Genomic DNA, 12,286 nt, shown 5'->3' with positions numbered 1-12,286 from the left:
TGAACGCAGCCCCACTGCCGCAGATACATGGATAGACTCTAGTGTCATGAATGCCTCCATGCCCGGCCTTGCGGCCTTCCTGCACGGTTCAAGCCCCATCGATCTACTTCAGTGGGTCTCTGCGATCCTGTCCCTGGATGACGATTTCTCGCAAAAGCCTGCCGAGTTCTTTGAAGCCATGTGGGATAACCCCGCCCCAGAGACGACCGCGGTACTCTGGGCCGCCTCCCTGCTGGATGAAGATAAAGAGCGCGTAAAGCTCCATCGCGCTGAGCTCGCCCGGCGCGATGACTTACCGCAGGAACCGACCTGGCTTGCTCACCTTGAGCAAGCCCGCGTAGTCAACGTCATCGAGGCTACGCAGTACTACGGGGATGTCCATTACTACACCCTCGAGCTTTCCGTCCCGCACTCTGCGCCCCTGACGGTGAATGTCTCCATTGACCTAGCAGGCGGCAATGGCTCGATTTATGACTGTTTCCTCACCGAGGCCAATGCACAGCAGGTTATGGAGATCATGTCCAAGGATGAGTCGATGGAGAGCTTCGGCCCTACGAGTCAGGAGGGCCTGGCCGATTTCCTCAGCAACGCCATCTGGCTAGATGAGATCACAGTCGACGACGGCCCTGGTGAAAGCTGGCCTACCACCCGTCCGCTGCTGCGCTGGGTGCTCTCGCTACTAGATAATGTCCCGGCTACTGTCTCCAGTCCCGGTATCATCGGCCGCCGTATTCGTCTTGAAGAAGGCGATAATTCCGAAACTGAAGAAACATTGGCCGCCTTCCTGGATGCCGTTCCGCTTAAGAAGGAGGAGGCCGATGCTGCCGAGACGCTACTCAGCATCACAACCAATTACACCATGGCCGACCTCTACCACTGGTCCCCACTGCGTGTGGAAATGGCTCTGACCCTCGTAGCCCGTAAAGTCATGGCCAGTGACTCATTCCTCCGGTGCTTCCCACGCGTTCTCACCAAGTTCGTCACCTGGACTGGCGAGGTCTCAGGACGCCCCGCCCACATCCAAAGGCAGCTCGACTCAGCACTAAAGGAAGAAGGAAAGCGCTTCCGAAAGGAACTTGAAGCACAATTCGACTTCGACTCCTATGACTACGGCCCAGATGCCATCGGCCTCGGCCCTGGCATGCCCGTCCCCGAGACCTCCCGCTTCGACGCACAGCTTGACGATTCCCCTCTCCCCTCCGAGGACACCCAACTCAGCGCCCTAGACCCAGACGTCATCGCTGGGGTAAAGCAATGGGACGCACTTATCACCGAGTGGTTCAACGATCACCCAGAGGTCGATCCGGAACTGCTGACATCCACTCGACGTCTCCTGAGCGCCCTAGCCCACGACAAACCGAAGCAATTTAGCTCGACCAACGCCGCAGTGGAGCGCAGCGTCGCCGCACTTCTAATCGCGGTCTCCGAGATCAACGCCGTGCCATTCGTAGTCGCCCAGATCCAACGTGACTTCGATTTACGCACCAGCCCCCGCTCGCGTGCCGATACCCTCCACAACTATCTTTACGATGCCGCTATCCACTCCGGCCGCCCCTTGAGCGACTACCTCATCTCTCACACACGGCGAAGCATGGTGAGGAGAACTCATGTGTAGTCCATAATGGACACCATGTCTGCTTTCGGTGAAGTCCTAACCCAGCTCCGTGAAAATCAGCCTCAAGGCTCGTACGGCATTAAGTTCGAGAAATTAATGGTCAACTACTTCCGAACGGATCCCGTCCTCCAGGATCAGTTCTCGGAAGTCAGCCGGTGGAGCGATTGGGAGTTCAACGGCGGTAAGCAAGACACCGGCATCGACCTCGTTGCCCGGCGCGCCGAAGACGACGCGTGGGTTGCCATCCAGTGCAAGTTCTACAAGCCGGATACCTATATTCAGAAGCGTCACCTCGATTCCTTCTTTGAGGCATCCGGACGCTCGTTTACTACAGACAAAGGCACAGAATCCTTCGCACAGCGAATCATCATCTCCACGTCGGAGCGATGGTCAAAGAATGCTGAGGAGATGCTGGAGCACCAGCTCATCCCGACCAACCGTATCGGCACGGCAGCGATTTCAGAATCCCCTATCGACTGGGATGTGACCTTCCCGGGTTCTGAGATCGAAATTAACCTCACCCGGCGCGAGGTTTTCTCCCCGCGTCCACACCAGCAAGAAGCGATCTCGAAGGCTATCGCAGGCTTTGAAACACACGACCGTGGAAAGCTCATCATGGCGTGCGGTACGGGAAAGACGTTTACCGCCCTGCGTCTGGCGGAACAGTTTGCAGAAAACAACGGCGGGCGTGCCCGCGTCCTCTTCCTCGTTCCCTCCATCTCCTTGCTCTCGCAGACGTTAAAAGAATGGACCGCACAGAACCAGGAGCACCTGCCTCTGAAGTCCTACGCAGTCTGTTCGGATACGAAGGTCTCCAAGAAGGCTGAAGACATTGCCTCCTATGACTTGGAGGTTCCGGTCTCTACCAACGGCAAGAACATTGCCGAGCGCACGGCGCAAGGCAAGCGTCGTGCCGGTATCAACGTCGTCTTCTCCACGTACCAGTCCATCGAGGCCATTCACGAGGCCCAAGCGGAGTACGGCATGGATGACTTCGATCTCGTGATCTGCGACGAGGCCCACCGCACCACCGGCGTAACCCTCGCCGGGGAGGACGCCTCCAACTTCGTGAAGATTCACGACGAAAAATACATCAAGGCCAGCAAGCGTCTCTACATGACCGCGACTCCCCGCCTGTTCGATGACAACGTAAAGGGCAAGGCCGAGGAACATTCCGCGGAGTTGGCCTCCATGGATGACGAGGCAGTCTACGGTCCAGAGTTTTACCGCCTCGGTTTCGGCGAGGCCGTGGATAAGGGTCTACTCACTGACTACAAGGTCCTCGTCATGACGGTCGAGGAAGACATCGCTGCCGACGTCCTCGCCGCCAACCCCACCAACGAAATCAACCTCACCACCGCCTCTGCCATGATCGGCGCGTGGAACGGACTCGCGAAGCGTTCGGGTGCCGAGCAGGACACGAAGTCCGGCTTTGAGGCCAATGCACAACCCATGCGCCGTACCGTCGCCTTCGCCAAGGACATCAAGGCCTCGAAGATCATCCAGGAGACCTTCCCCACGCTCATCCGCCAGTACCAAGAGCAGCTCAAGGACCACGCCGCAACCAACGACGTCAGCCTGCTCAACATCGATCTCCAGGTCGCCGTTGAGCACGTCGATGGCACCATGAACGCCCTCGAGCGCGGCAACAAGATCTCGTGGCTCGAGTCCTCCATCCCTGAGGACGAGACCCGCATCCTCACCAACGCACGCTGTCTGTCCGAGGGCGTGGACGTCCCTGCCCTCGATAGCGTCATCTTCTTCCACCCGCGCAACTCCATGGTGGACGTAGTCCAGTCCGTCGGCCGCGTCATGCGCAAAGCCGAGGGCAAGGACTACGGCTACATCATCCTGCCCGTCGCCATCCCACCGGGAGTCTCCCCGTCCCAGGCCCTCAATGACAACACACGCTTCCGCGTCGTCTGGCAGATTCTCAACGCCCTGCGCGCCCACGATGATCGCTTCAACGCGAAGGTCAACTCGATTGCGCTCAACGAGAAGGTCGAGCTGCCCATCGATATTCAGCCCGTGCCGAACCCGAAGCCAGACGACAAGCCTACCGACGACGATCCGGCCACAGCCAGGAAGAAGCTCAATGCTTCAGATGACTCCCCAACCGACCGGTCCGAAGCATCCAACGAGCAGGACGTCACCGCGGAGCAGATGACGCTGTTCTCCCTCGAGGCCTGGCAGGAAGCCATGTACGTCAAGCTGGTCGACAAGGTCGGTACGCGTACTTATTGGGAAGACTGGGCTGACGATGTCGCCACTATCGCCGAAGCACAGATCGCCCGCATCAAGGCACTCATCAATGCTGCGGACGACACCATCCGCAAAGAATTCGAGGTCTTCATCGAGGGACTACGCGGCAACCTCAACGACTCGATCACCGAGGACGAAGCCATCAGCATGCTCTCGCAGCACCTGATCACTGCACCGGTCTTCAATGCGCTGTTCACCGAGCACGACTTCGCCGCGCACAACCCGGTCGCCCGCGTCATGCAGCGCATGGTCGATGCGCTCTCGGACGCTAAGCTCGAATCCGAGACCGAGTCTCTGACGAAGTTCTACGAGTCGGTTCGCATCCGCGCCTCCGAGATCTCCTCCGCTTCCGGCAAGCAGCAAGTGATCAAGGACCTCTACGAGCGCTTCTTCCGAAAAGCCTTCAAGAAGCAGTCCGAGGCCCTCGGCATCGTTTACACCCCGGTTGAGATCGTCGACTTCATCCTGCGCTCCGCGGACCAAATCTCCCGCTGGCACTTCGGCAAGGGCCTTACCGACGAAGGCGTCCACATTCTCGATCCGTTTACGGGCACCGGCACGTTCATGGTCCGACTCCTCCAGTCCGGTCTCATCGAGCCCGACGACCTCGCGCGCAAGTACGCGACCGAGCTCCACGCCACCGAGATCATGCTGCTCGCCTACTACGTCGCCGCCGTCAACATCGAGACCACCTACAACGCACTCCAGGCCGAACGCGCCCAACGTAATGGCGAATCCGAGCCCGAGTACGTCCCCTTCGACGGCATCGCACTTGCCGATACCTTCCAGATCCACGAAGAAGGCGACATCCTCGACCTCAAGGTCTTCAAGGAAAACAACGCCGCCATCCAGCGTCAAATCGACGCTCCTATCAATATCATCATCGGTAACCCGCCCTACTCCGTAGGCCAGACGAGCGCGAACGATAACAACCAAAACCTCAAGTATCCAACGCTCGACAAGCGCATTGAGGAAACGTTCGTCGCCAATTCCACAGCAACGAATAAGAACTCCCTCTACGACTCCTATCTTCGTGCATTCCGCTGGTCCATAGACCGACTCGGTACCCACGGTGTCATGGCTTTTGTATCCAACGGCGGATGGATCGATGGCAACACCGCTGACGGAGTTCGATTGTCTCTTGACGATGAACTCAGCGACATTTACGTCTATAACCTTCGCGGTAACCAACGCACCGCCGGCGAGCAATCCCGCAAAGAAGGCGGCAAGGTATTCGGTTCCGGCAGCCGTAATACCGTTGCCATCATTATCGCCGTTAAGCGCGAAATCCCCGACGATGTATGTATCCACTATCGCGATATCGGTGACTACCTCAGTGCTGAAGACAAACTCAACATTGTCGATCATTCAACTCTAGATAACGTCGACTGGCAGATCATTGAGCCCAATGTGCACGGCGACTGGCTCAATCAACGGAGCGAAGATTTCGAATCCTGGCCAGCTATCGGCGACAAAAAGAAAACCGCTAGCGCCAAAATATTTAGCACCTTCGGTGCTGGGCTGCAGACCAACCGCGATTCGTGGGTATATTCTTCGAGCAAAAATGAACTTAGCAGCTTGATTGAAAAGCTTACCAGTAACGTGGCGGTGGCTACCGAGAGCTGGGATAAGTGGGCCACGAATGCAAAGGTAACTAAGGCCAACGAGTCAACTGTGGCTCAGTTCCTCACAGAATATCCCGAGCTCTCCGACCCTCGTTTCATTAAATGGTCACGCAGTCTCCGTCACCATGTTGCGAAAGGCGAGTCCGCAGTAATCCACAGCGATGGATTCACGACTGGTTTGTACAGACCATTTAACAAACAACGCGTATATTTCGACAGCTATCTTAACCACGAACGCAGCCAATTACCCCGCATGTTCCCCACCCCATTACATGCCAACTTCGGAATTCTATTCACTGCTCCAGGCGAATCAACGCTTCCTTCTGCACTCGGAGCAAATCTCATACCAGACTTGCACGTCATCGCTACCACTCAATTCTTCCCCCGCTGGACCTGGGAACCCATTGAGGCGCCGGAGGGTGAGCTGGACTTTGGGATGGGGGCATCGGAAAGCTCGGAGCCTGGTACGGAGGGAGAAATCCTCGACGGGTACCGGCGCGTGGACAACATCACAGACGAGATTCTGGGAATTTACCACGAGGCGCTGGGCTCGGATGTGACGAAGGATGACATCTTCTGCTTCGTCTACGGGCAGCTGCATGACCCGGGGTATCGGGAGAAGTACGCCGCGGACCTGAAGAAGATGCTGCCGCATATCGAAACGCCGACGTCGCGGGCGCGGTTCGACCAGCTGGCTGCCGCCGGCTGGGAGCTCATGGATCTGCACGTGAACTACGAGGGCGTGGAGCCGTGGCCGTTGACAGTGGATGTGAAGGCATCCTCAGACAAGTCCGACCGCGAGACGTGGCGCGTGCAGAAGATGAAATGGGCGAAGAAGAAGGATCCGTCTACTGGGAAGAACGTTAATGACGTGACGACGCTCGTCTACAACAAGTCCGTGACGGTGCGCGACATTCCGGCTGAAGCGGACGAGTACATGCTCGGCTCGCGGTCTGCGCTGGCGTGGATTATTGACCGGTACCAGGTGAAGAAGGACAAGGCATCGGGAATCGTCAACGACCCCAACGACTGGGCTGACGAGGTGGGAAATCCGCGGTACATCGTGGACCTCATCGCGAAGGTCACGCGCGTGGCGGTGGAGACGGTGCGGATTGTTGAAAGTATTCGAGAGGATGATGAGTAGAGATGAGCTCACAGATTTATAACTGGCAGTCCATGTTGCCGGTGGTCCTCGAGGTCGCCGCGGATGGAAAGCCACACCACCGCACCGACTACAAAGAAGCCGTTCGCCTTGTCTCCGAAAGGGATTTTGGAGACGAGGCGTACCGCAAGTTAGCAACTAAGCTCGCTTACGAAGATCGCGCTGGATGGGCCATTTGGGAGCTTAAGCGTTCCGGGTTACTGTCCAGCATTGAACGTGGCGTCACTCAAATCACCCCCGAAGGCATCGAGTGGCTCAAGGACAATCCCTATCCGCTGAGCCGCGAACAACAGAGAGAGTTTGTGAAGATGCGTGACCGTGTTCTCGAAGCGAAGGGGACGATCGAAAAATCCTCAACTGAAGATGACGCCGACGAACCTGAAACGAGCGACGACTACGTGTGGGTGCTCCGTGCAGGTAAGGACGGAGTTCGTGAAAAACGCGCTCTCCGCGAGAATCTCGGTCTACCCGGTATGTACTACAGCCCAGAAGTCGAGGATGCAGAGTCACTCGACGAGATCAAGAAGGCCATGCGCGCTGCCTTCCCGGACTGGAAGCGTGGCCAGATAAACACTCAAGCTGGCCAACTGTACCGCTTCCGCACGAAGCTCCAAGTTGGAGACATCGTTCTTATGCCAAGCAACCATGTCCATGGTGCGGTGTACCACGGGATTGTCACTGGCCCTGTCACCATTGATCGCAGCGAACCTGACGTCGAGGCTCATCTTCGCGTTCCGATCGAGTGGAGTAAAGAACCTTTCCAGCGCGATGAATTAGGCATTGATCTGCGGCGTTCCATCACAAGTTTGCTGACGATCTCGCAGGTAAAAAGGAACAACGCACACGAGCGCTTTTTGTCGGTCATCGACGGTTCTGGGGACCCGGACTTCAACGTGCAGGATTTCTCCCCAGCAGAGTCGTTTACGCTCGACTGGATTGGCTTCAATCGCGAATTCGCAGAGCGCCTTCTGCCTTATCGTCACAATCGCACAGCGCTGCTGGACACACTTCGTGAGGCTGCACGGCTATCGGAGCGCCCATCGCTGTTCAATATGCTGTGGGAATGGTCAACTGAAAACGGTAAAGAGGAGGCCACGGATATCGATCCATTTACGGTCTATGCACTCATCAATCGCTCGCTGACCATATCCAATAAAGAAGCGATTTATCGAGGGCTCAAGGAAGCATTCGATATTAGCGCCGAGGTTCCAACATCGGTTGATGGCTTGCCAGTACGTAACAACTTGTCAGCACGCTTCGAATCGAAGAACACCGATCCTGGAAATACCGCCTTCTATGACGGAATCTGGACGCTCTTCGAGGCCGCTCTGCGATACAACCCACGCGAGAAACACGGTCACTCCCGAGTCGACTTCATTGATGCGTACGACGCCGCAGTCAAGGACCGTTCACAGGTGGCATACACCATGGGGCTGTTTTGGATTCGTCCTGAAACCTTCATGGCCCTCGACCGTCGCAATGCCGACTTCCTTAAATCCGAAGACGGCATGGGCATCGATGTGGTCGGCACTGTAACTGACGGTGCCTCGTATCTCGCAACGCTTACAGATGTCGCCGACTGGCTCCAGGATTCCACGATTGATCCGCCAACTTTCGCAGGATTGTCGGCAACAGCATTCCAATACGCGCAGAACGAATCTGAAGCACCTGTCGAATCAGAACTCGAGGAACTCACTGAAGAAGCGCAGGAAACTTACTCCATCCAGGATATTCTCAACGCTGGTTGCTTCCTCGACCGCAAACAACTCGAGACTATCCTCCGCCGATGGCGCGAAAAGAAGAACCTCATCTTGCAAGGGCCGCCGGGGACCGGAAAGACCTGGCTCGGCCGAAAGCTTGCTTACGCGATGCTCGAGGACTCCTCCGACGAGACAATTACCGCAGTGCAGTTCCACCCGTCGACATCCTACGAAGACTTCATCGAAGGGTTCCGCCCTGCCAGTGACGGCCACCTCCGACTTCAGCCGGGCCCATTCCTTAAGGCTGTGAGAGCCGCCGGTGACGACGAGGGCCGTAAGCACTTCATCATTATCGAGGAGATCAACCGCGGCAACCCCGCGCAGATCTTTGGCGAAATGCTCACTCTGCTTGAGGCAGACAAGCGCAACTCTGAAAGCGCACTTACCACGATTTACTCGCCCGACAGCGACCCCATTTACTTGCCAGAGAACCTCTACGTCATCGGCACGATGAACCAAGCGGATCGCTCACTCGCGATGGTCGACATGGCTCTGCGCCGACGCTTCGCATTCGTCGACCTCCAGCCACAGTTCAATGAACGATGGCTCCATTTCTGTTCGGCTGAATGTGGATACGACCGCGAGACACTCGCGACCATCGGTATGAAGCTCGCGGCGCTCAACGCCCGTATTGCTAACGACGTGAATCTGGGACGCGACTACGGCGTAGGCCATAGCTTCGTGACGCCACGAAAGTCGTCGAAGCCTTTGAGCGGAGACGAGACGCGCAAGTGGTTCGACGCGATTATCGACACCGATCTAGCTCCGCTACTGCGCGAATACTGGTACGACCAGCCCGATGTCTTGGAGGATGCACTCCGTGAACTTCGAGCCTGACGATTCGCCGGGGAACATCAGCAAACATGTGCCCATGCGCAGTGTGTGGCTACTGCAGCTTTATGCCTCTGAGGCATACCGACGTGGGGTCATCACCGACGCCGCGGTCGATGCTGCAGATGCTGAGTTGCCGGTCTTGCTCACCACCATGCTGTGTGAGGCAGTCGAGCGTCGTCTCACCCGTGAGCTCAGCGTCGGATTCAGCCGTCGCGCCGCAACCCTATACCGCGTGCGCGGCAAGATCGACGTCTATGCCACGCAGCGACACAGGCTACTCGACAAGGGACAGATTCGGTGTGAGTTTAACGAGCTGACCAGCGACCACCCCGTCAACCGTTACCTACTTCGGGCCGTGCGTTACGCAGAAAAGCTCATCCAACAGCTGGATCCCGCGATGGCGACACGGTGTCGTCGCCTGGCGCGTTCCTTCGAAGCAGTCGGGGTGCCGTTTGTTTCGTCGGCGTCAGGACCCACCGGCCGTCTCTCCCCTGCCGATGTCCACCCCACGGCCGTAGCTTCGTTGCTGCTCAATCTCTTTGTTCCGCGTTCCGGTCTGGGTCCGCACGCGTTCGCCCGCGCAGAGGTCACCGAAACATACTTGCGTGCGCTCTTCGAGCGGGCGCTGCTCGGAATCTACCGCTGCCATCTCACGCCCGTGGGTTGGACAGTGCGTGGAGCCCGGTATATGAACTGGCCACTCAATTCACCGACACAGGCACAACTTCCGCGAATGCTCACGGACATCATGCTCACTGCACCAGATGGCACCGAAGTCATCGTCGACGCCAAGTTCACATCTATGGCAACGAGCAACCGCACCAACACTGGATACACTCTCAAGTCTGGGCACCTCTATCAAATCCAGTCTTACGTGCTTGCACACGCCGCAGTACTTGCTGAGACGGGAGAAGTCCGGCCGGTCGCAGGCGCGATGGTTTATGCAGCTCTGGGGGCACCGACAGCAGCTTTTGCCCGGCGTCAACATTTTCGTATTCATGGCCACGATTTTGCGTTTACGGCTTTAGACCTGAGTGGCCGCCCAAGCACGGTGCGGGATGGAGCGCTTGCTGCGCTCGGAGTAGAAGTCCCATAGCATCGGCAGCTCACGCCGCGCTTTATAAGGAAGGACTCTGTAACAACTACTTCCGAATTTACGCGTAATGAGGCGTTTCTATACCCATCAATTTAGCTTTTCAGCGTTGGGAGATTGATTCCGCGGCTTCACTGGCACCGTTGTTTAGAAGGTCGTGTCAGCGTGGGATTTACATTGTCGAGTTCGCCAATGGTGAACGTTTTGTGGGCAAGACGATTCACATGCCTACGCGGTTTCGCACTCATGCTCATGGCTCCAAGCATCATCCAGCAGGTCAAGTCCTGGGATCTGGACGAGCCAACCAATCGCCTCGATGTCAAGCACCAGCACCAAATACTGAGCCTTGTCTCACAGCAGCCGATGACGAGCATCATCGCCCTGCACGACCTCAATCTCGTGGCGTCGTATTGCGACGAACTGGTGGTGCTGCAGTCTGGCCAGGTACACGCCGCGGGTACTCCCCGGGAGGTTCTCACCGAGGAGCTCATCCGCGACGTCTACGAGATAGAGGCAACCGTGACTGAGCACCCCAAGCGTGATGGCTGCTCATCATCTTTGACTAGCACTATCCCCCTTGGCTAGCGCAGCGGGTCGAAGTCCTTAATCTCCGGCAGGGTCTCCCCTGTCTCAATGAGGTGAGCGAGGGCGCGGCCGGAAGCTGGGCCGAGGACAACGCCCCACATGCCATGGCCGCCGGAGACGTAAACGTTCGGCGCCTTGGTTGCACCGATGAGAGGCAGGCCGTCTGGGGTGACTGGGCGGCTGCCCACCCATTCGTCCTGACGGTCATCGAAGTTGATGCCAGTGAACATCTCACTCGCGTGCTTGATCATGGACTGCACGCGCTTGGGATCGAATGGCGCATCAGCGTCGCGGAACTCCATGGTTCCGGCGATGCGGAAACGCCCCTGGTACGGGGTGCAGGCAAGACGCTGGGCTGGCAGGTAGACCGGATAGTCGATAGAATTGTCGCCGGTGTCGACGCTGAAGGAATAGCCGCGGCCTGCTTGTACGCGGGTACGCACTCCAAGGCGGCGAGCGAGCTTCGGCAGCCATGCACCAGTTGCGATAACCACGTTATCCGCCTGCAGGCGCTCACCCGTGGAGAGCTCAACTACTGGCTTGCGGGTGGACTGGACATCCACCACGGAAGCGCCGGTGCGGATTTCGACGCCGCGGGAGCGGAGGGCGTCGGCAAGCTTGTGTGCAAACGGGCCCGGCTCAAAGTAGCGCTGGTTGCCCAGCTTGAATACGAGGTTCACCGAATCAGACAGGTGTGGGACAAAGTCGCGAGGATTGGAAATTTCCTCGAAAGGCACTTCCTGGCCGTGGCGTACGGCGCCTTCGACCTCTTCGATGAAGCCGGCGGCCTCAGCCTCATTCTTGAAGGCGATGATAAATGGGCTGTCCTTGGTCCAGGATTCCACGCCGCCCTCAACGAGCTCGTCGTATGCGCCCAGCGCCTTCAGGTTGATGGGAGTCAGCGCCTTCATGGTGCGGTCCCATGCGCGCTGGTTCGCGTTCGCCATGAACCGCACACCGAAGTCCACGACCTTGGGGTCCGGAACCAGCGGCACGTGCAGTGCTGCGTTCGGGTCGAGGAATGCCTGAGGGGTGTAGCGCCACAGCTCACTGTTTGCCAGCGGGATGGTCTTACCCGGGCTCAACCAACCGGCGTTGCCCCACGAGGAGCCGGCTGCCACGCCGTCGCGGTCGATGACTGTGACCTCGTATCCGGCTTTACGCAGGAACCAGGCGGTGGACAAACCCACCATGCCCGCGCCGATAACGATTGAATGATTTGCCACCACTTTCTGCTCCTTAGATAGTCACGGTTTTAGCCAGCCCCTGCATTGGCGCAAGCTAGGTTCTATGTCACATGTTGAGACAATTGTGGGAAATGCTACTACATCCCATAGACCGCGACATCCG

At 57.6% G+C, this 12,286-nt stretch carries 6 protein-coding genes; 5 read left to right on the top strand and 1 reads right to left on the bottom strand.

Annotated features, from left to right (window positions below; all coding sequences use genetic code 11):
- Positions 1–46: 46 nt before the first annotated feature.
- The 5 genes from HMPREF3153_RS02400 (at position 47) to HMPREF3153_RS02380 (ending at position 10,936) form a co-directional block, all read left to right on the top strand.
- Complete coding sequence (locus HMPREF3153_RS02400; RefSeq protein ID WP_070419919.1) at positions 47–1,615, top strand: hypothetical protein; 1,569 nt, start codon at positions 47–49, stop codon at positions 1,613–1,615.
- A 15-nt stretch (positions 1,616–1,630) separates the two neighbouring features.
- A complete protein-coding gene (locus tag HMPREF3153_RS02395) occupies positions 1,631–6,646 on the top strand; it encodes a DEAD/DEAH box helicase (protein ID WP_070419936.1) in 5,016 nt (1,671 codons plus the stop codon).
- Between the two features lie 2 nt (positions 6,647–6,648).
- A complete protein-coding gene (locus tag HMPREF3153_RS02390; protein WP_070419918.1) occupies positions 6,649–9,261 on the top strand; it encodes an AAA family ATPase in 2,613 nt (870 codons plus the stop codon).
- A complete protein-coding gene (locus HMPREF3153_RS02385; RefSeq protein WP_070419917.1) occupies positions 9,245–10,354 on the top strand; it encodes a 5-methylcytosine restriction system specificity protein McrC in 1,110 nt (369 codons plus the stop codon). The genes HMPREF3153_RS02390 and HMPREF3153_RS02385 overlap by 17 nt, the downstream gene beginning before the upstream one ends.
- A gap of 249 nt (positions 10,355–10,603) precedes the next feature.
- Positions 10,604–10,936: an ATP-binding cassette domain-containing protein gene (locus HMPREF3153_RS02380; RefSeq protein ID WP_141740899.1), complete on the top strand. Its 333-nt coding sequence runs from the start codon at positions 10,604–10,606 to the stop codon at positions 10,934–10,936.
- Here the strand turns inward: HMPREF3153_RS02380 and HMPREF3153_RS02375 are convergent.
- Positions 10,933–12,162: an NAD(P)/FAD-dependent oxidoreductase gene (locus tag HMPREF3153_RS02375; protein WP_083280927.1), complete on the bottom strand. Its 1,230-nt coding sequence runs from the start codon at positions 12,160–12,162 to the stop codon at positions 10,933–10,935. The genes HMPREF3153_RS02380 and HMPREF3153_RS02375 overlap by 4 nt on opposite strands.
- Positions 12,163–12,286: the final 124 nt, after the last annotated feature.

The sequence above is a fragment of the Corynebacterium sp. HMSC06C06 genome (assembly GCF_001807295.1).
Classification (GTDB): domain Bacteria; phylum Actinomycetota; class Actinomycetes; order Mycobacteriales; family Mycobacteriaceae; genus Corynebacterium; species Corynebacterium striatum.
Note: the sequence above shows the minus strand (reverse complement) of the source record. Positions and strands in the feature narration are given on the sequence as shown.